Origin of the sequence: Streptacidiphilus anmyonensis (genome assembly GCF_000787855.1) — a bacterium.
In the GTDB taxonomy this organism is placed as follows: domain Bacteria; phylum Actinomycetota; class Actinomycetes; order Streptomycetales; family Streptomycetaceae; genus Streptacidiphilus; species Streptacidiphilus anmyonensis.
This window is the reverse complement of the sequence record NZ_BBPQ01000084.1, coordinates 14,226-33,500: the sequence shown is the minus strand read 5'-3', so window position 1 is coordinate 33,500 and position 19,275 is coordinate 14,226. Positions and strand designations below refer to the sequence as shown.

Here is a 19,275-nt window from a genome sequence, read left to right as displayed (position 1 = left end):
CCATGGTGCCCGCGAACGCGGTGTAGCTCGCCGCCGCCACGGCCGGAGCCGCTCCCGCGACGGAGCGCAGGTACACCCCGCTCCAGTCGCCGCCCGCGCCCTCGGCGAAGACGGCGCAGAAGCCCACCAGGCCGATCGCGAACGCCGAACGCGGCGGCAGGGCGAACCGCGGCGGCGCCTCCTCCTCCGGCTCCGGCCGCACGTCCAGCAGGCCGCGGCAGGCCGGCAGCGCGAGCAGTACCAGGCAGGCGGCCATGACCGGCAGGTGGACGGAGCCGGGCAGGGCGAGAGCGGCCGCCGCGATGCCGACGCCGGAGGCCAGCAGGCCGCCGACGCTCCACATCCCGTGCAGCCCCGACATGACGGACCGGCCGAGCCGTGCCTCCACCTCCACGGCCTGGGCGTTCATCGCCACGTCCGCGACCCCCGCCGTCGCGCCGTAGGCGAACAGCGCGAGGACCAGCAGCGGCAGGTTCGGCGCCAGTGCGGGCAGCGCGAGCGCGGCGGCGTAGAGGCAGATCAGCAGCCGGTTCCCGGCGCGGTGCCCGCGTGCGTGCAGCACCCGCCCCGCGAGCGGCATCGAGGTGAACGAGCCGATCGCGGGCGCGACCAGGGCGAGGCCCAACTGGCCCGCGGAGAGGTGGAGGTGGTCCTTGATCCAGGGGATCCGGGTGGCGAAGCTGCCCGCCGCCGCGCCATGGATCGCGAAGACCGCCGCGACCGAGGTCCGGGCCCGGCGCAGCGTCCGCGTCTCCTGGCCGTCCTGTCCACTCCCCATGCCGCCCCCAGCATCGATGCACCGATGGTCCGTACCAAGATCCTAAGGGCGGATTCCGCTTCCGGGACCCGATCGGTCAGCATGCGGACCGCGTGCGGAGGACGCACGAACCGGTGTGATGATCACTGGAGGCCCGCACATGCGAGAGGAAGTTCGCCATACGCCTCGCTTGTGCCATGCTACGAGTGACGAAGGGGCGGCAGGTGCGACAGGATGATCGGCACGTGAACAGCTATCGGATCGGCGAGGCCGCCGCTCTGCTCGGCGTCAGCGCGGACACCATGCGCCGCTGGGTCGACGCGGGCCGGCTCTGCGCGCAGCGGGACGAACACGGTCACCGCATCGTGCCGGGCCCCGAACTCGCCGCCTTCGCCCGCGAACTCGCGCGGTCGGAGACGTCCGAGGAGGGTATGCCCTCCTCGGCGCGCAACCGCTTCCGCGGCATCGTCACCGAGGTGATCCTCGGGGACGTCGCCGCGCAGGTGGAGATCCAGGCGGGGCCGTTCCGCGTGGTCTCGCTGATCAGCAGGGAGTCCGCTGAGGAACTGGGCCTGGAGCCCGGCGTGCCGGCCGTGGCTGTGATCAAGTCGACCAACGTCGTCGTCGAACGGACCTGAGCCGCGGTCCGTCCGGAGCCGACGTTCCCATCCTCCGTAGAGCCTTACAGCCGAAGAACCTTGGGGGTTCCCGTATGACCACTCGCTCCGTGCCGCGCCTGCGCCGCACCGCCGTCGCCGCCACCGCCGCGCTCGCCCTGCTCGGGCTCGCCGCCTGCAGCTCCTCGTCCTCCACTGCGGGCTCCTCCGGCTCGTCGGCCTCGGCCTCTGCGTCCTCCACCGCCTCCGGCGCGGCCGTCAGCGGCAAGATCACGGTCTTCGCCGCGGCGTCGCTGAAGAACACCTTCACCGAGCTCGGCAAGGAGTTCGAGGCCGCCCACCCGGGCACCACGGTCACCTTCAACTTCGGCGGCAGTGACACCCTGGCCGCCTCGATCGTCTCCGGCGCCCCCGCCGACGTCTTCGCCGCCGCGAGCACCACGACCATGCAGACCGTCGCCTCCAAGGGCGACGCGGTCGGCGCGCCCGTCGACTTCGCCAAGAACGAGCTGGAGATCGCCGTCGCCCCCGGCAACCCCAAGCACCTGACCACCCTCGCGGGCCTCACCGGTTCCGGCGTCAAGGTGGCGCTGTGCGCCAAGACCGTCCCCTGCGGCGCGGCGGCGGTCAAGGCTCTGGCGGCGAGCGGGGTCAAGCTCACCCCCGTCACGCTCGAGCAGGACGTCACCTCGGCGCTCAACAAGGTCGAGCTGGGCGAGGTGGACGCCGCGCTCGTCTACAAGACGGACGTGCAGGGCGCCAAGGGCAAGGTCACCGGGGTGGACTTCCCCGAGGCCGCCAAGGCCATCACCACCTACCCGATCGCCGCCCTCAAGGGCAGCGGCAACGCCGCCGCCGCGGCCGCCTTCGCGGCCTTCGTGGCCTCCTCGCAGGGCGAGCAGGTCCTCGCCGCGGCGGGCTTCCAGGCTCCGTGACGCCGTGACGGACGAGCACGACGCCAAGACCGGTGACGGCGACGAGAAGTCGTCGCCGGTCGAGGTGCTGACCGGCGGACCGCGCCGGTTCCGGGCCGCCCGCGTGTTCCGCGCCGCGCGCGGGGGGCGCGGCGCGGAACACGCGACGGGGGCTCCCGCGGGAGGGACTCGTGTGGCGTCGGGCGGGAGCGGGCGGCCGTGGGCGCTGTTCGTGCCCGCCGTCATCGGCCTCGCCTTCCTGGTGCTGCCGTTCGTCGGCCTGCTCGTCCGCGCGCCCTGGCGGTCGATGCCGGAGCTGCTCAGCGGCGACGTCGTCTGGCCGGCGCTGAGGCTCTCGCTCACCACGGCGACGGCCGCGACCGCCGTCTCCCTGGTGCTCGGCGTGCCACTGGCCTGGCTGCTCGCCCGCACCGACTTCCCCGGACGGCGGCTCGCCCGCACGCTGGTCACCCTCCCGCTGGTGATGCCGCCCGTCGTCGGCGGCGTCGCCCTGCTGCTGGTGCTGGGCCGCAACGGCATCATCGGCCGCTGGCTCGACAGCGCCTTCGGCATCACGCTGCCGTTCACCACGGCGGGCGTCGTCGTGGCGGAGGCGTTCGTGGCCATGCCCTTCCTGGTCCTCAGCGTCGAGGGCGCGCTGCGCGGAGCCGACACCCGCTACGAGGAGGCCGCGTTGACGCTCGGCGCGTCCCGCTTCGAGGTCTTCCGCCGGGTCACCCTGCCGCTGATCGCGCCCGGCGTCGGCGCGGGCGCGGTCCTGGCCTGGGCCCGCGCGCTGGGCGAGTTCGGCGCGACCATCACCTTCGCCGGCAACTTCCCCGGCACCACGCAGACGCTGCCGCTCGCGGTCTACCTCGAACTCCAGGACAGTCCGGACGCCGCCGTCGCTCTGAGCCTCGTACTCCTCGCGGTCTCCCTCGCGGTCCTCCTGGCCCTGCGCGGCCGCTGGACGACGGGAGCCCAGGCATGACGACCCCTCCGCCGGACTCCACATCGCCCGCCGCTGACGCGCAGGGCGCGGCTGGGGTGTCGGGCGACCCCGCACCGAACCCGGAGCAGCGGACGCGCGCGGCCGCCCCCGGGCCCGACGCGTCGGGCACGACCGACAGGCCGGGGCACCCGTCACGACCGGCCGCTGACGCGGCCAGGCCCGACGTGCCCGTGGGTGACTCCGAGCCGCCGCGTGTGGCCGCGTCCGGGGCTGCCGGGTCAGGGGAGGCCGGGGGGCCGGGGCACCCGTCACGGCCGGGCGCTGATGCCGCGGCTGGTGTCCACGCGGCCGGGCCCGACGTTCCCGTGGGTGACTCCGAGTCGTCGCGCGTGGCCGCGTCCGGGCCTGCCGGGTCGGGGGAGGCCGGAGGGTTGGAGCACTCGTCACGGCCGGGCGCTGACGCCGAGGGCGGGTTGCGTGCCGCTCCCGCGCTGGACGCGCGGCTGGTCGTGGACCGCGGCGTCTTCTCGCTCGACCTCGCGCTCACCGCCGCGTCCGGTGAGGTCGTCGCGCTGCTCGGCCCGAACGGCGCCGGAAAGACGACCGCGTTGCGCGCCCTGGCCGGCCTCACCCGCCTGACCGGCGGTCACCTGCGCCTCGACGGCACGCTCCTGGAGGACCCGGCGGTCCGCGTGTGCGTGCCCACCGAGCGGCGGCCTGTCGGCGTCGTGTTCCAGGACTACCTGCTCTTCCCGCATCTGTCCGCGCTCGACAACGTCGCCTTCGGCCTGCGCGCCCGCGGGCAGGCCAAGGCCGAGGCCCGGGCCCACGCGTACGAGTGGCTGGAGCGCGTCGGCCTCGCCGACCTCGCCCGCTCGCGCCCGCGCGCCCTCTCGGGCGGCCAGGCCCAGCGCGTCGCCCTCGCGCGGGCCCTCGCGCCCCGGCCGCGCCTGCTGCTGCTCGACGAGCCCATGGCCGCGCTCGACGCCCGCACCCGGCTGGAGGTCCGCACGACGCTGCGCCGCCACCTGGCCGCGTTCGAGGCGGTCGCGGTCCTGGTCACCCACGACCCGCTCGACGCCATGGTCCTGGCGGACCGTCTGGTCGTGCTGGAGGACGGTCGTGCCGTCCAGGAGGGCGCGCCCGCGGACATCGCCCGGCACCCGCGCAGCGACTACATCGCCCGGCTGGTCGGCCTCAACCTTTTCCGCGGCACCGCCGCAGGGCACGACGTCGCCCTCGACGCGGGTCCGTCCCTCGCCGTCGCGGACGCCGCCGACGGCCCCGTCTTCGCGGCGTTCCCCCCGGCCGCGGTCACGGTCCACCGTGCCCGTCCGGACACCAGCGCGCGCAACCAGTGGCCGGTGACCGTCGTCGGCATGGAACGCCACGGCGACCAGGTCCGCCTCGACCTCCTCGGCCCGCTGCGTCTGACCGCCGACCTCACCCCGGCCTCCGTCGCCGAGCTCGGCCTCCACGAGGGCAGCGAGGTCTGGGCCGCCGTCAAGGCCTCCCAGACCCGCGCCTACCCGGCATGACGACTAGGAGGACGTCGGGGACGGCGACGAGGACGGCGACGAGGACGACGCCGTGGGCTTCTGGAAGCCGGCGTCGGTGAGGACCTTCTGTCCTTCGGGTGACTCGACGAGCGCGACGAACTGCTGGGCCCCGGTGGGGTTGGGGGCGTGGGTGAGGGTGGCGATCGGGTAGTCGTTGATCGCCGAAGCGGCCTCGGGGAAGTTGACGCCGGTGACCTTGCCGCCGGAGCCTTTGACGTCCGTCTGGTAGACCAGCCCGGCGTCGGCCTCCTTCAGTTCGACCTTGGTGAGCACCGCGGTGACGTCCTGCTCGTAGCTGACGGGCGTGACCGTCACATGTCCGGTGGACAACGCCTTCTGGGCGGCCGCGCCGCAGGGCACGGTCTTGGCGCAGAGCACGACCTTGAGCGAGGACTTGGACAGATCCTGCAGCGTGGTGACGTTCATCGGATTGCCGGGCTCGACGGCGATCTCCAGCTCGTTGCTGACGAAGGTGACCGGGGTGCTCGCGGCATCCCCCTTGTCGGTGACCGTCTTCATGGTCGCCGGGCTGGCGGACGCGAAGACGTCGGCCGGCGCCCCGTTGACGATGCTGGCCGCGAGGGTGTCACTGCCGCCGAAGTTGAAGACGACATGGGTGCCGGGATGAGCGGTTTCGAACATCTTCCCCAGTTGGGTGAAGGTCTGTTGCAGTGAGGCGGCGGCGAAAACCGTGACTGTTCCCGTCACGGACGGCGAAGCCGAGGCGGACTGGTTTGCCGATGAACTGTTCGAACTGCTGGAGGAGCAGGCGCTGAGCGCCAGGAGTGCGGCGGCGATGACGCCTGCGGTGGTGGGGCGACTCACGTTCGGTTCTTCCTGTCGCAAGGGGGTGTCGTAGTCGTCCAGCCTAGAACGGAGCATGCCAGGCGACACGGGACATCAGCCTTGCATTAGCCCAGCTGAATGACGCCGCTCCCTCGCATCTGCCAGGCCTTCGAGAAGGGGGCTCGCACCTGCCAGGGGAAAGCAGGAATTGTCTGGGAATTGCTGGGGGACGCTCCGTCGTTTCCTGGCGAATGCCGTTTTGGAAGCCGTGGCCGGAGCGGGTCGGTAGAGTAATCGGTGAAAGGCCGGGAAATTCCGATCCTATTTTTTGCGAGGTCGTCCGTCATGACTCTGAGCATCCGCAACCAGCTGCCGGGCACCGTCACGTCCGTCACGCCCGGAGAGGCCATGGCGACCGTGAAGGCGCGGCTCGACGGAGGTCAGGACATCACCGCCGCCGTCACGGTCGACGCGGTGAAGGACCTCGGGCTGGCCGAGGGGAGCGCCGTGCGCGTGATGGTCAAGTCCACCGAGGTCTCCCTCGCCACCGGGCCGGTGACCGGCGTCAGCATCCGCAACCAGATCCCCGGCACGGTCACCGACGTCGCGACCGGCAACGCGATGGCGACCGTCAAGCTCTCGGTGCAGGGCGGCGAGCTCACCGCCGCCATCACCAAGGACGCCGCCACCGACCTCGGCCTCGCGGTCGGCTCCTCCGTCGTGGCGCTCATCAAGTCCACCGAGGTCGCCCTGGCCACCGCCTGATGCCGAGGGCCTGATGCCGACGGCCCTTTGCAGATGACCTGCTGCCGTCTTCGTGATCCCGTTTTCCCTGCCGTCCCGGAGCCCGGGTCGGGTAGGGTCGCTCCCGTGGACCTCTACTGGCACGCCGTCCTGCCCCCGCTGTGCGCCTGAACGGGCGCACCTGCTGACGGTCTGACTCGAAGCACACCCGGCGAAGACCGGGTTCCCTGGCGTGCGCCCGTTGCGAATCCGCTTCCCCGAACGGTTCTCGACAACGGAAGTCCACGACTGTGCCGAATCGCACGACTCCTTCTCCGCTCGACCCCACCTCCCGTCCGGCGGTCTCGACCACCGCCCACCCCCGCCCCCACCCGCACGCGAGCGGGCCCGACCTGCTGCGCGGGCCCGCGCCGATCCTCGTCACCTCCGTACTGTGGGGCACGACCGGGACGGTGGCGTCCTTCGCGCCCGCGGGCGCGTCCCCCGTCGCCGTCGGGGCGGCGGGGCTGGTGCTGGGCGGGTTGCTGCTCCTGCTGTCCAGCCGCGGCGCGCGGACGCTCCCGCGTCACTGCACCCGGGCGGAACGCCGGCTGCTGGCCCTCGGCGCGGTCGCCGTCGTCGGCTACCCGCTCAGCTTCTACCCGGCGGTGGCGCGCTCCGGCGTGGCCGTCTCGACGGTGGTCGCCCTCGGCAGCGCGCCGGTCTTCACCGGCCTGCTGGCGTGGCTGACCGGTCAGGCGCGGCCGACCGCCCGCTGGGGGCTCGCCACGGCCGCGGCCGTCCTCGGCTGCGCGGTCCTCGTCCTCGGGCCCGACCTCGCGTCCGGCACCGCGCCCGTCGACCTGCCGGGCGTCGCGCTCGCCACCGTCTCCGGGCTGTCGTACGCGGTCTACACACTGGTCGGCGGCAGGCTCATCGCGCACGGCCACGCCTCGGGCGCCGTGCTCGGCACGATGTTCGGCGCCGCGGCGCTGCTGGTGCTGCCCGTCCTGCTGGGCAGCGGCTTCGCCTGGCTGGCGACGCCGCGCGGCGCGGCGGTGGTGCTGCACCTCGCGGTGATCACCACCTTCCTCGCCTACCGGCTCTTCGGCTACGGCCTGCGGCGGACCAGCGCGCAGGTGGCCACGACCCTGACGCTGGCCGAGCCGGCGGTCGCGGCCGTGCTCGGGGTCGTCGTGCTGGGTGAGCGGCTGCCGTGGGTCTCCTGGTGCGGCCTGGTGGTGCTGGCCGTCGCGCTGGCGTTCCTCGTCGTCCCGGCACGGTCGTCCCGCGCGAGGCGCTGACGCCTCCCGGGCGGTTCGGGAGCACCCGCGTGGACCGGCGCGCCGTCATGCGTCGGTCCACGTCGCGTCCCAGGATGGAGCCCGAACGGACCGAGCGAGCGGTGATGCGGATCCCACGGAGGGGCGCGGCGCATGGGTGTGCGGGAACGGCTGCGGGAGCGGTTGAGGGAGCGACGGGCCTGGCCCGCGCGGCGGAGCGTCGCCCGGGTCCGGCTCATGACCGGGGCCGCGGTCGCGTTGGCCGCCGCGCTGATGGCGGCGTGCGGGAGCGGGAGCACCGCCGCGTCCAGCACGCCGGCGTCCGGGAGCCCCGGGGCCTCGGGGGCGGCCGCGGCCGCGGCTCCCAGCGGGACCGGGCTCGGCGCCGCGACGCACGGAAGCTCCGGCGAAGCCGTCGTCCGGTCGCTTCCGTCGCCCTCGGCGTGGAGGCAGGAGCGGCTCACGCGGGCCGTCTCCGCCCACGGCGGGAAGACGGCCACGGCCCCCGCCAACCAGGTCACCGCGCGCGTCGGCGCGATCTTCGCGCACAGCGGCACCGGCGACCACTTCTGCACCGGCAGCGTCGTGCAGAGCCAGGGCCAGAGCATGGTGGTGACGGCCGCGCACTGCGTCCACGGCGGCAAGGGCGGGAGCTACAACACCGACATCGTCTTCGTGCCCGGCTACCGCGACGGCGTCGAGCCGCAGGGCGAGTGGCCGATCCGCAGCATCGTGGTCGACCAGCGCTGGATCGACTCCACCGACCCGGACCTGGACGTGGCGTTCCTGGTGCTGGGCGCCGTCGACGGGAAGACCATCGCCTCGGTGCTCGGAGGCAACAAGCTCGGCGTCAACGCCGGCTTCGGACGCACCGTCGCGCTCACCGGCTACCCCGCGAACGCGGGCGAGCCGATCGCGTGCTTCAACACCACGACGCAGCAGAGCGCCTTCCAGATGAAGATCTCCTGCCCCTCCTTCCCCGGGGGCACCAGCGGCAGTCCCTGGCTCACCGGCTTCGACCGGCACACGCGCACCGGCACGGTCATCGGGGTCATCGGCGGCTACCAGCAGGGCGGGGACACCCCGGACGTCTCCTACAGCCCGTACTTCGACGACGACGTGCTCGCCCTCTACAACCGGGCCGTCGCGGAAGGCGGTTGATCGGGCCCGTGCCGGCGCGCAGAGCCCCCGACGCTCTCCTGTCGAGCGTCGGGGGCTGCGGCTGCCGGCTGCCGGGCCGTCGCCTTACGGGGTCGGCATCTCGGCGTCGGAGACGGCGATGGCGATGCCGAGCGCCTGGGTGATGTGGCCCGCCGCGGCCATGACCCGGGCGGTGCCGATGATCGGGGCGACGGCGACGAGCACGTCCTGAAGCTCGGCGGCCGTCATGCCGGCGTCCATGGCCGGGCCCATGTGGGCCAGGTAGGAGATCGCCGGCGCGTCCATCGCCGCGAGCGCGGCGATGCGGGTGCACATGAGCGTCTTGGCGTCCAGGCCGCAGCGCTCGAGCGAGTCGACCGTCATGGCGGCCAGGGTGTCGAGGACGGGGGTGTCAGATGATGCAGTGGTCATGCGTGCCTCCGGTAGGTGCGTGGCCGACCGCACGGACCGCAGGGGCGCTCGTCGCTCAGCGGGTCGGCGGCTTGCCCCTTCGAAGCTAGGTGCATTCCGGGTGGGGCGCATGCCGACGGCGCCCACCCGGACGCCCGCCGGTCCCACCCGGAGGCCCGCCGGTCCCACCCGGAGGCCCGCCGGTCCCACCCGGAGGCCGGCCGGACGCCTACAGCCCCAGCAGCCTGCGGGACTCCTCACGCATCTCGACCTTGCGGACCTTGCCGGTGACGGTCATCGGGAAGGCGTCCACCAGATGCACGTAACGCGGGATCTTGTAGTGGGCGAGCTTGCCCGCGCAGAACCCGCGCACGTGCTCCGCCGTCAGCTCCGCCGCTCCGGGACGGAGTTTGACCCAGGCCATGAGCTCCTCGCCGTACCGCTCGTCGGGGACGCCGATCACCTGGACGTCCTCGATGTCCGGGTGGGTGTAGAGGAACTCCTCGACCTCGCGGGGGTAGACGTTCTCGCCGCCGCGGATCACCATGTCCTTGATCCGGCCGACGATCGAGACGTAGCCGTCCGCCGCCATCTCGGCCAGGTCCCCGGTGTGCATCCAGCCGTCCTCGTCGACGGCCTCCGCGGTGCGCTCCGGCTCGTTCCAGTAACCGATCATCACCGAGTACCCGCGTGTGCACAGTTCGCCGGGCGCGCCGACCGGGACGGTCGCGCCGGACTCCGGGTCGACGACCTTGACCTCGACGTGCGGGTGGACCCGGCCCACGGTTGCGACGCGGTGCTCCAGCGAGTCGTCGGGGCGGGTCTGCGTGGAGACCGGGGAGGTCTCGGTCATGCCGTAGGCGATGGTCACCTCCGCCATGCCCATCTCGGCCATCACCCGCTTCATCACCTCCACCGGGCACGGCGAGCCGGCCATCACGCCGGTGCGCAGCGTGGACAGGTCCCAGCGGTCCGGGTGGGCCTCCAACTGGGCGAGTTCGGCGATGAACATCGTCGGCACGCCGTACAGCACGGTGCAGCGCTCCGCCTCGACCGCGTCCAGCGCGTCCACCGGGTCGAAGAGCGCGCCGGGGACGACGATGCACGAACCGTGCGAGGTGGCGCCCAGGTTGGCCATCACCATGCCGAAGCAGTGGTAGAAGGGCACCGGCACGCAGACGCGGTCCCGCTCCGTCCAGCCCTGCACCTCGGCCACCTGGAAGCCGTTGCCGAGGATGTTGCGGTGGGACAGCGTCGCGCCCTTGGGGCGGCCCGTCGTCCCGGAGGTGTACTGGATGTTGGCCGCGTCGTCCGGGGACAGGCCCGCCTCGCGCTCGCGCAGCGCGGACAGCGGAACGGCGGCGCCGCCCTCGACCAGGGCGTCCCAGTCGGGAGTGCCGATGAACACCACCCGCTCCAGCTCCGGGCACTCCTCGCGGACGGCCTGCACCAGCGCGACGTAGTCGCTGGTCTTCACGCGTGTGGCCGAGACCAGCAGCTTGGTGCCGGACTGCTGCAGCGCGTAGGCTATCTCGTGGCGGCGGTAGGCGGGGTTGAGGTTGACCAGGATCGCCCCGGCGCGCGCGGCCGCGTACTGGGTCACCACCCACTCCGCGCAGTTCGGCGACCAGATGCCGACCCGGTCGCCGGCCTCGATCCCGGCGGCCAGCAGCCCCCGGGCCAGCTCGTCCACGGCGGCGTCGAACTCGGCGTAGGTCCAGCGGCGCCCGGTGGCGCGTTCCACGAGCGCGTCGTTGGCGGGAAACGCACGCGCGGTGCGGGCGAGGTCGGCGCTCACGGTGGCCTCGGGAAGCGGTGGCACGGACGTGCCTCGGCGGTGCGAGAGACCCGGATCGAGCTCGACGGACATGGGCGAGGGCTCCCTGTTCACGACGGGGTTTGATGGCTCGGAGCCTAGGGGAGTGGTGAGTTGGTGTCGACGGTTCCACACCGGAAGCGTGCGGCGCGGTCCGTGATCAAGATATGCGGAATGTGTGCGTATTCGTTGGACGAATACGCGTACATGTCAGTGGCATTTGCGCCATGATGGGTCCACGAATCCTCGCCCTCTTCATGGAGCCGACGACGTGGGACGTCACGCGAACGAACCATTGCCGCCTCCGGCGGTGACCCGCACCCATCTGCGGGTGCTCTCCACCCTCCTTGCGAGACACGCGGCGGAACTGCCCGACGAACGCCTGCTCGACGCGTCCGCCCAGGACGCGGTACGACTCCTGGCCTGGTCGACCTCGGCCGCGGCGCTCGCGGCGGCGGCCCTGGCGGAAAGCGATCCCCAGCAGGCCGTCCGCTACCGCAACCAGGTCCGCGACACCCTCGCGGAGGCCCACGCCCTCGCCTGGTATCCGGGGAGCGGCAATTCCTGACCGGAGCCTTCGCCGTGTTCACGGCGTGTGACCGATTTCAGGGTCTTCACCCCGTGTGTGGAAGCAGTCGGGTTTCGCCTGGTGTTTCCGCGCTTGTTAAATGTGCTTCGCGCTTTCAGTCCTTCGCGTCCTGCGCCACCGCTTCGCGGTAGAGATCGCCGACGCGGTCGCCGAAGTACGAGCTGTACGAGATGTCGTCGGTGTACCCGCCGGTCTCGAAACCGCCGATCACGCCGATGACGGTGCCCTCGTCGTGGGTCGGCCCGCCCTGGCCCGGGATCAGCCACGGGCTGCCGCTGGTGCCGTCGCTGTAACCCGTGCAGTCGATCCGCATCTGCGAGGCGCTGAAACGGTCGACCAGGTCCGAGCAGGTGATCGGCAGATCCGTCGAGCCCGGATAGCCCGTCATGGTGACGACGTGGTCGAAACCCTCGTCGACGGCGAGCCGGTTCGCCCCCAGCGTCTGCTCGACGGTGCGGCCGTTCACGGGCGCGACGAGGGCGAAGGCGACGTCCAGGTCGGGGTCGCCGCCGGTGGTCCAGGCGGGGTCCTCGAAGGTGCGGGTGATCGGCCACACGCCGTGCGGGGCCGTGCCGTCGCGGTAGCCCGGGATGAAGACCTTGTCGCCGTCGTCGCCGCTGAGGCAGTGCGCGGCAGTGACGATCATGTTGCCCTTGGGGCTGTCGATGACGCTGGCCGTGCAGTAATGGGTGCCGCCGAGGCCGCCGGTGAAGACGGCTCCCACCCGGTCGCTGACGCGGTCGGCGGAGGCGAGGTGGGAGGTGCCGAGCTCCCCGGAGGGGGAGGCTGCGCCGGTCGCGCCGGCCAGGGCCAGGGCCACCAGCCAGGCCACGGCCGCGACGGTGGGACGTCGACGCGGCGCCGGGGGCTCCGCCCCGTCGAGCGGGGCGGCGGGAGGAGCGCCGTCGGGGGCGGCGTCCTCTGCGGGGTGCGGTGCGGGGATCAGCGGGACCTCGCAGTGCGAAGGGGGGTTGGGCACATGCTGCCCTGACATCGCCGCTGGTCACAAGGTGCACCGGCGGGAATTTAAGGGACGGCTTGACATGTGACCGAAAGGTCACCTATTTTTGCGGGTGTGGACGAGGTCTTCAAGGCCCTGGCCGATCCCACCCGGCGCGCCCTTCTCGACGCGCTGTACGAGCGGGACGGTCAGACGCTCAGTGCGTTGGAAGCACGGTTCGAGACGAGTCGCTTCGCCGTGATGAAGCACCTCAGGCAATTGGAAGAGGCCGGCCTGGTCGTCACCCGACGCCAGGGCCGGGAGAAGCTGCACTTTCTGAACCCCGTCCCGATCCGGTTGGTCCACGACCGTTGGGTCAGCAAGTACGCCGAGCCCTGGGCGGCTGCGCTCAGCGGCCTCAAGCGCGATCTGGAGTCCACCATGGAGAAGGTCTTCGAGATCTACATCCGCACCAGCCCGGAGCGGCTCTGGCAGGCGATCACGGATCCGGCGATCCGCGCCAAGTACAACTTCGGCGCGGGCATGATCGGGGAGCTCGAGCCCGGCGCCCCGTTCACCATGTCGTCGCCCGGCGCGCCCACGTCCCTCGGTGAGGGCGTCACTCTGGAGGTGGATCCGCCGCGTCGTCTGGTCCAGACCATGACGGCGCTGTGGAGCGACGAGGTCAAGGCCGAGGGCACGTCCCGGGTCACCTGGGAGATCGAGCCCGTCGGCGATTCCTGCCGGCTCACCGTCACCCACGACCAGCTCCGCGAGGGCGCCAACGACCAGTTGTACGGCGGCTGGCCGATGATATTGTCGGGCCTGAAGACCTGGCTCGAGACGGGCGAGGTGCTGACCACCCCTGGCTCGCTGATGTACGGTCACGGCTGACGGGCGTCCCCCGTCCGCCGCACGGCCCCCGTGGTCCTCATGGACCAGGCGGACCGTGCGACTCGAGGGACTTTCGACCCTTGCGGGACCTTCGCCTCTTGGAGGAACGGCCGCGGCCGGAGAGGCTGGAGAGGTACAGGGCCCTGCCGAGGAACGGGGCCGCTCCCCGGATAGGAGGGACGATCCCCTTCCGTGACCGCACACTCCTCCGCACCCGCCGTGCTCACCGTCGACGCCGTCCTCTTCGACAATGACGGCACCCTGATCGACTCGGTGAGTTCGGTCCGTCGTTCCTGGGCCCGGTGGGCCGAGGAGGCCGGTCTGGCTCCGGAGCGGCTCGACGAGGTGGGCTACCTCGGTCGACGGGTCCACGAGGTGATCGGCGAACTCCTTCCCGAGGCGCAGGTGGCGGCCGCCGCAGCGCGGGTCCAGCAGCTGGAGCTGGCCGACGCCCCGAACAGCAGGCTGCTCCCGGGCGCCGAGGAGCTGCTCTCGGCCCTGCCCAGGGACCGCTGGGCGGTGGTCACCGCCACGACCAGGACGCTGGCCCTGCGCCGCTTCTCCACGCTGGGGCTGACCGTGCCGATGCTGGTCGGCGCGGAGGACGTCCGTCGCGGCCACCCCGACCCGGAGGCCTTCCTGACCGCCGCGGACCGCCTGGGGGTGGAGCCCGCCCGTTGCCTGGTCGTCGAGGACGCCCCCGCGGGCCTGGCCGCGGGCCGCGCCGCCGGCATGCGCACCCTCGCCCTCGCGACCAGCCACGAACCCGCCGACCTGGAGGCGGACGTCATGATCACCGATCTCTCCCAGGTCCGCCCCCTGGTCGAACGTGACGGCTCGTTGGCGCTGCTGATCGGCTGAGGGCCCGGGTCGTCGACCGGCGGGCGGTCCGGCGGGCGGTGCGGCCGGTGGATCGGCCGGTGGATCGGCGGACCGCCTGACGCCAGCTCAGCCGAGCGTGGCCAGATGCGCCTTGTAGCCGGCGCCGAAACCGGTCGGCGTCCCGTCGTAGGAGCTGATCAGGGCCGGGCCGCTGGCGCAGTCCCAGGTGTTCCAGGTCCAGGCGAGGTAGGAGGCGCCGATGCTGTCCAGCCACGGCAGCACGGAGTCCAGGTAGCCGTGGGCGCAGTCGTTCTCGCCCAGCTCGCCGGTGACCAGCGGCACCTTGGCCGCCACGGGCGCGATCTGCGCGTTCCAGCAGGAGCTGGAGCTGCAGGCGTTGAAGTTGTACGAGTGCCACGACGCCGCCACGTTCCCGGTCGGGTCGTGGGGCTCGTAGGCCAGCCACTGGGTGAGGTCGTTGGAGTAGGCCAGCCCGCCCAGCATGACCACGTTGGTCGCGCCGGTGCCGCGCACGGCGTTGTCGAGGGACTGCATGCCGGCGACGGTGTAGCCGATGCCCGGGCAGGTGCCGCCGTTCAGCCAGCACTCCCAGGCGCTGGTCTCGCTGCCGGTGGCCCGGTCGGGGTAGGGCTCGTTGAACAGGTCGAAGACGACGGCGTCGTCGCCCTTGAAGGTCGTGGCGACGGAGGTCCAGAACGGCACCGCGCCCGCCGCGTCGGGCATGGGCTTCTGGCAGACCGCCGTCGCGCCGGAGCAGCCGGAGGAGTTGCCGGTGTAGGCGCCGTCGGTCCAGTGCAGGTCGAGGATGACGTTCAGACCGTTCTGCTCCAGCAGGGAGACGTAGGCCTTGACCGCCGCGATGTAGTTCGCCCCGGCGTAGGCGGGGTTGACGCCGTTGGCGCCGAGCCAGCAGTCCTCGTTGAGCGGCACCCGGACGGCGTTGATGCGCCATGAGGTCATCGCCGAGACGGACGCCTGGTCGGCGGGTCCGTCGAAGACGCCGGTGTTCTGGACGCAGGCGAACTCGGTGCCGGACCGGTCGACCCCGTGCAGGGTGACGGTGTGTCCGTTCGCGTCGACCAGGTGGTTGCCGGACACGTGCAGGGCCGGTGCGGCGCCCGGTGTCCCGGTCGGGCTGGAGGAGGGGCTGGCCGACGGGCTCGCGCTCGCGGACGCGCTCGGCGAGGCGCTGGGCGAGGTACTGTCGCCGCAGGCGACGCCGTTGACGGTGAAGGCCGTCGGCGCCGTGTTCGTGCCCGAATAGCCGAAGTTGGCGTCCGTCGTGTACGAGGCGCCGGGGGCGATCGTGGTGGCCCAGCTGGGCGCGGTCACCGTCACGGCGCTGCCGGACTGGCTCCAGGTTCCGTTCCAGCCGGACTGGAGCGTCTGGTTGCCGCCGTAGGCGTAGCCGAGGGTCCAGGAGGCCAGCGGGGTGGCGCCGGTGTCCGTGATGGTGATCGCGGCGGTGAAGCCGGTACCCCAGTCGTTGCTGACGGTGTAAGCGACGCTGCAGGTCGCCGAGGCGCCGGCGGTGGTGCCGGCGGGCGCGGACGTCGCGGCGGTGGCGGTGAGGGGGACGAGGGCGGCGGTGAAGCCGCCGAGTGCGGCGGCGACCGCCGCAAGTCGGGCGCGAGGATGCATGGCGCGAGGGCGCATGGAAGGCACGCTCCTTGACGGTGGGTGGTTCCGGAGAGGAGAAGGAGTGCTCCCTGCGCTGCCCGGCGCGGTCGCCCACCGTAGCGGAGCCCGCCGCGCGCCGACAGTCCCACCGCCCGACTCGCGGTGGAATTTTCCTGAACACCGACAAGGCACTTGACGTTGCGTCAGCCGCTGCCAACGATTGGGAGCGCTCCCATTCGCTGCCCGGCCCTTCAGGTGTGCTCGCGCTTGCCCGGCGGGTGCCCTGAGGGCGAACACCCCCGTCGGATCTGGGATCGCTCCCAGACAGAGAAAGGCATCCACCGTGGCGCATCCACCCCTGCGCAGACGCCGTCGGATCGCGGCCGTGGCCGCGACGCTGGGCATGGCCTGGCTGGTCGTCCCGCTCGCGACCGCACCGTCCGCCCACGCCGCCGTGACCCATCTGGCGAACCCGTTCGTCGGAGCCACCCCGTACCTCAACCCCGACTACGTGGGCGAGGTCACCGCCCAGGCCGGCGCCGACGGCGGGACGCTCGGCGCGGCCGAGAGCAAGGTCGCCGGCTACCAGACGGCGATCTGGATGGACCACATCGGCGCCATCGCCGGCGACAGCACCCACCTGGGCCTCCAGGCCCAGCTCGACAACGCCGTGGCCGACGGGGACAACCTGTTCGAGGTCGTCGTCTACGACCTTCCCGGACGCGACTGCGCCGCGCTGGCCTCCAACGGCGAGATCCCGGCGACCGCCGCCGGTCTCACCGAGTACGAGTCGCAGTACATCGACCCCATCGCGTCGATCCTCGGCAACAGCAAGTACGCGGGCATCCGCATCGCCGCGATCATCGAGCCGGACTCGCTGCCCAACGCCGTCACCAACCAGAGCAAGTCCGCCTGCGCGACGGCCACGCCCTACTACGAGAGCGGCGTCGAGTACGCGCTCAACAAGCTGCACGCCATCGCGAACGTCTACGACTACCTGGACATCGGCCACTCCGGCTGGCTCGGCTGGTCCAGCAACATGACGCCCGCCGCGCAGGAGTTCGCCAAGGTCGCCAAGGCCACCACGGCCGGGGTCGCCAGCGTCGACGGGTTCATCAGCGACACCGCCAACACCACCCCGCTCGACGAGCCGTTCCTGCCCAACTCCACGCTCCAGGTGGGCGGCCAGCCGCTCGACTCGGCCTCGTTCTACCAGTGGAACCCCGAGTTCGACGAGCACCACTACGACGAGGACATGCACGCCGCCCTGGTCTCCGCAGGGTTCCCGAGCAGCGTCGGCATGATCGTCGACACCTCGCGCAACGGCTGGGGCGGCTCGGCCCGGCCCACCGCGCTCAACTCCACGCCCACCACCGTCAACGCGTACGTGGCCGCGAACAAGGTCGACCAGCGGCCGTTCCGCGGCGACTGGTGCAACGTCAACGGCGCGGGCATCGGCGCGCGCCCGCAGGCCCAGCCCTACGGGAGCAGCGACCCGATCATCGCCTTCGTCTGGGTCAAGCCGCCCGGCGAGTCCGACGGGGACTACCCGACCGCCACGCACGCGCACGGCGATCCGCACTGCGACCCCAACGGCACCCAGACCGACGGCAACGGCGGCACCTACCCGACCGACGCCATCCCCGGCTACGACATCCCGGCCGGCCAGTGGTTCGCCGCCCAGTTCCAGCAACTGGTGACGAACGCCTACCCGAGCCTCGGCGCGTCCAGCGGCGGCGACACCACGCCGCCCAGCACGCCCACCGGACTGACCGTCACCGGCACCAGCAGCAGCAGCGTCTCGCTCTCCTGGACCGCCTCCACCGACAACGTCGGCGTGACCGCCTACAACGTCTACCGCGGCGGCGCCAAGATCGCCACGGTGACCAGCGGCACCACCTACACGGACACCGGCCTGACGGCCTCGACCGGCTACAGCTACACGGTCACCGCGCAGGACGCGGCGGGCAACGTCTCGGCCGCCTCGACGGCCGTGACCGCGACGACGTCCGCCTCCGGGGGCGGTACGGGCGGCGGCACCGGAGGCGGCCAAGGCTGCACCGCGAGCTACACGGTGAGCAGCGACTGGGGCAGCGGCTTCAACGCCAACGTCACCGTCACCAACACCGGGACGGCGACGACCACGGGCTGGAAGGTCACCTGGACCTTCGGCGGCAACCAGGCGGTCTCGAACATGTGGAACGCCTCCTCCACCCAGAGCGGCGCGAGCGTGACCGCCGCCAACATGTCCTACAACGGGGCGATAGCGGCCGGAGGCAACACCAGCTTCGGCTTCGGGGCGACGTACAGCGGCAGCAACGCCGTGCCGACGCTCACCTGCACCGCCTCCTGACGAGTCGGCGGCGCACGGACGACGGGACCCGCCGCGGAGGTGGCGGGTCCCGTGTCCGGTCCGCGGGTAGGCCCGTCCCATGCGCTTCGCCTTCAAGACATCACCGCAGGACACCACCTGGCCCGAGCTCCTCGCCGTCTGGCAGGCCGCCGACGGGATCGAGTTGTTCGAGTCGGGCTGGACCTCGGACCACTTCCACGCCACCCACGCCGCCGAGCCCGCGACGCCGCGCCTGGAGGCGTGGACGACCCTGGCCGCCCTGGCCCAGGCCACGCGACGCCTGCGGCTCGGCACGCTCGTCACCGGCATCCACTACCGGCACCCGGCCGTCCTGGCCAAGATGGCCGCGACCGTGGACGTCCTGTCCGGCGGACGCCTCGAACTCGGCGTCGGTGCGGGCTGGAACGCGGAGGAGTCCCGCGCCTACGGGATCGAGCTGGGAACCCCCAAGGAGCGCAGCGACCGGTTCGAGGAGGCCTGCCAGGTGCTGACCTCGCTGCTCTCACCGCAGCCGACCACGACCTTCCACGGCGCCCACTACCGGCTCACCGACGCCCGCTGCGAGCCGAAGCCCCTGCAGTGCCCGCACCCGCCGCTCTGCGTCGGCGGCAACGGGGAGAAGCGCACGCTGCGCACCGCCGCCCGCTACGCCCAGCACTGGAACTACGACCTCGGCCCCCTCGACGGCTTCCGCCGCGCCCGCGACGTCCTGCACGCCCACTGCGCGGACCTCGGCCGCGACCCGGCCGGGATCCGCCTCTCCTGCCAGATCCGGCACACCGGCGACGCCCCGGCGACCGCCGCGACCGCGGCCGCGTTCGCCGCCGAGGGCGCACAGCTCGCGATCGTGTACCTGACGCCGCCCTACACGCCCGCCGTGCTGGAACCGCTGGCTGAGGCCCTGTCACGGATCCCCGTGGCCACTGCGTCGAGCGAACGTTCCCAGCAGGTCCAACGGGCGGACGACGACGGTTCGTTCCCGATCCGGGTGTGACCTTCCGCCCACCCCTGCGGGCTGTCGGAACCGGCTTTGACCAGCGCATACTTCACAACCTGACGGGCCGGACGGGTGCGACGG

General features: G+C 72.4%; 18 protein-coding genes. 12 read left to right on the top strand and 6 right to left on the bottom strand.

Translation table 11 applies throughout. The annotated features are described in order from the left end of the window. The coding region (locus TR50_RS37730; RefSeq protein ID WP_042433279.1) for an MFS transporter at positions 1-778 on the bottom strand (778 nt) is incomplete at its 3' end. Between the two features lie 224 nt (positions 779-1,002). Between TR50_RS37730 and TR50_RS37725 the strand changes: the two genes are divergently transcribed. The 4 genes from TR50_RS37725 to TR50_RS37710 all read left to right on the top strand — a co-directional run bounded on the left by TR50_RS37725 (position 1,003) and on the right by TR50_RS37710 (position 4,778). Next, positions 1,003-1,395 carry a TOBE domain-containing protein gene (locus TR50_RS37725; RefSeq protein WP_201776927.1) on the top strand — a complete coding sequence of 131 codons (393 nt, stop codon included), beginning with the start codon at positions 1,003-1,005 and terminating at the stop codon, positions 1,393-1,395. 74 nt (positions 1,396-1,469) lie between these two features. After that, entirely contained in the window at positions 1,470-2,309 is an 840-nt protein-coding gene (gene modA, locus TR50_RS37720; protein WP_042433276.1) for a molybdate ABC transporter substrate-binding protein, read from the top strand. Between the two features lie 4 nt (positions 2,310-2,313). Then, entirely contained in the window at positions 2,314-3,279 is a 966-nt protein-coding gene (locus tag TR50_RS37715) for an ABC transporter permease (protein WP_439654273.1), read from the top strand. A gap of 392 nt (positions 3,280-3,671) precedes the next feature. Next, positions 3,672-4,778, top strand: a complete 1,107-nt coding sequence (locus tag TR50_RS37710) for an ABC transporter ATP-binding protein (RefSeq protein WP_042433273.1) — start codon at positions 3,672-3,674, stop codon at positions 4,776-4,778. 3 nt (positions 4,779-4,781) lie between these two features. On the opposite strand, the gene modA (TR50_RS37705) is transcribed toward TR50_RS37710, so the two are convergent. Further along, positions 4,782-5,645 carry a molybdate ABC transporter substrate-binding protein gene (gene modA, locus TR50_RS37705; RefSeq protein WP_042433271.1) on the bottom strand — a complete coding sequence of 288 codons (864 nt, stop codon included), beginning with the start codon at positions 5,643-5,645 and terminating at the stop codon, positions 4,782-4,784. A gap of 285 nt (positions 5,646-5,930) precedes the next feature. Between modA (TR50_RS37705) and TR50_RS37700 the strand changes: the two genes are divergently transcribed. From TR50_RS37700 to TR50_RS37690, 3 genes are all read left to right on the top strand, one after another. Further along, positions 5,931-6,350, top strand: a complete 420-nt coding sequence (locus TR50_RS37700) for a TOBE domain-containing protein (RefSeq protein WP_042433268.1) — start codon at positions 5,931-5,933, stop codon at positions 6,348-6,350. 269 nt (positions 6,351-6,619) lie between these two features. Beyond that, complete coding sequence (locus tag TR50_RS37695; protein WP_052441785.1) at positions 6,620-7,612, top strand: DMT family transporter; 993 nt, start codon at positions 6,620-6,622, stop codon at positions 7,610-7,612. Between the two features lie 132 nt (positions 7,613-7,744). Further along, the gene (locus TR50_RS37690; RefSeq protein ID WP_236654756.1) at positions 7,745-8,752 is read left to right on the top strand and encodes a trypsin-like serine peptidase; all 1,008 of its coding nucleotides are present in this window, start codon (positions 7,745-7,747) and stop codon (positions 8,750-8,752) included. Between the two features lie 84 nt (positions 8,753-8,836). Here TR50_RS37690 and TR50_RS37685 read toward each other — a convergent pair whose 3' ends face one another. Both TR50_RS37685 and TR50_RS37680 read right to left on the bottom strand, forming a co-directional pair. Further along, positions 8,837-9,163, bottom strand: coding sequence for a carboxymuconolactone decarboxylase family protein (locus TR50_RS37685; protein WP_042433262.1), 327 nt, complete (start codon positions 9,161-9,163; stop codon positions 8,837-8,839). Between the two features lie 208 nt (positions 9,164-9,371). Continuing rightward, entirely contained in the window at positions 9,372-11,012 is a 1,641-nt protein-coding gene (locus TR50_RS37680) for an AMP-binding protein (RefSeq protein ID WP_042433259.1), read from the bottom strand. Between the two features lie 217 nt (positions 11,013-11,229). On the opposite strand from TR50_RS37680, the gene TR50_RS37675 reads away from it, so the two are divergent. Beyond that, a complete protein-coding gene (locus TR50_RS37675; protein WP_160311255.1) occupies positions 11,230-11,526 on the top strand; it encodes a hypothetical protein in 297 nt (98 codons plus the stop codon). 115 nt (positions 11,527-11,641) lie between these two features. On the opposite strand, the gene TR50_RS37670 is transcribed toward TR50_RS37675, so the two are convergent. Beyond that, positions 11,642-12,526: a trypsin-like serine peptidase gene (locus TR50_RS37670; protein WP_052441784.1), complete on the bottom strand. Its 885-nt coding sequence runs from the start codon at positions 12,524-12,526 to the stop codon at positions 11,642-11,644. 96 nt (positions 12,527-12,622) lie between these two features. On the opposite strand from TR50_RS37670, the gene TR50_RS37665 reads away from it, so the two are divergent. Together TR50_RS37665 and TR50_RS37660 are read left to right on the top strand one after the other, a co-directional pair. Beyond that, positions 12,623-13,381, top strand: a complete 759-nt coding sequence (locus TR50_RS37665; RefSeq protein ID WP_042433252.1) for an ArsR/SmtB family transcription factor — start codon at positions 12,623-12,625, stop codon at positions 13,379-13,381. 192 nt (positions 13,382-13,573) lie between these two features. Beyond that, the gene (locus TR50_RS37660; RefSeq protein ID WP_236654755.1) at positions 13,574-14,242 is read left to right on the top strand and encodes an HAD-IA family hydrolase; all 669 of its coding nucleotides are present in this window, start codon (positions 13,574-13,576) and stop codon (positions 14,240-14,242) included. A gap of 87 nt (positions 14,243-14,329) precedes the next feature. On the opposite strand, the gene TR50_RS37655 is transcribed toward TR50_RS37660, so the two are convergent. Next, a complete protein-coding gene (locus TR50_RS37655) occupies positions 14,330-15,880 on the bottom strand; it encodes a cellulase family glycosylhydrolase (protein ID WP_152648849.1) in 1,551 nt (516 codons plus the stop codon). A 307-nt stretch (positions 15,881-16,187) separates the two neighbouring features. On the opposite strand from TR50_RS37655, the gene TR50_RS50025 reads away from it, so the two are divergent. Further along, entirely contained in the window at positions 16,188-18,197 is a 2,010-nt protein-coding gene (locus TR50_RS50025) for a glycoside hydrolase family 6 protein (RefSeq protein WP_042433246.1), read from the top strand. Between the two features lie 79 nt (positions 18,198-18,276). Next, the gene (locus TR50_RS37645) at positions 18,277-19,191 is read left to right on the top strand and encodes an LLM class F420-dependent oxidoreductase (protein ID WP_063775233.1); all 915 of its coding nucleotides are present in this window, start codon (positions 18,277-18,279) and stop codon (positions 19,189-19,191) included. Positions 19,192-19,275: the final 84 nt, after the last annotated feature.

Excerpts from the sequence above, each read along its gene's own strand:
- modA (WP_042433276.1), top strand. The coding sequence starts at position 1,470 with ATGACCACTCGCTCCGTGCCGCGCCTGCGCCGCACCGCCGTCGCCGCC.
- TR50_RS37700 (WP_042433268.1), top strand. The coding sequence starts at position 5,931 with ATGACTCTGAGCATCCGCAACCAGCTGCCGGGCACCGTCACGTCCGTC.
- TR50_RS37690 (WP_236654756.1), top strand. The coding sequence starts at position 7,745 with ATGGGTGTGCGGGAACGGCTGCGGGAGCGGTTGAGGGAGCGACGGGCC.
- TR50_RS37685 (WP_042433262.1), bottom strand. The coding sequence starts at position 9,163 with ATGACCACTGCATCATCTGACACCCCCGTCCTCGACACCCTGGCCGCC.
- TR50_RS37680 (WP_042433259.1), bottom strand. The coding sequence starts at position 11,012 with ATGTCCGTCGAGCTCGATCCGGGTCTCTCGCACCGCCGAGGCACGTCC.
- TR50_RS37655 (WP_152648849.1), bottom strand. The coding sequence starts at position 15,880 with ATGCGCCCTCGCGCCATGCATCCTCGCGCCCGACTTGCGGCGGTCGCC.
- TR50_RS37645 (WP_063775233.1), top strand. The coding sequence starts at position 18,277 with ATGCGCTTCGCCTTCAAGACATCACCGCAGGACACCACCTGGCCCGAG.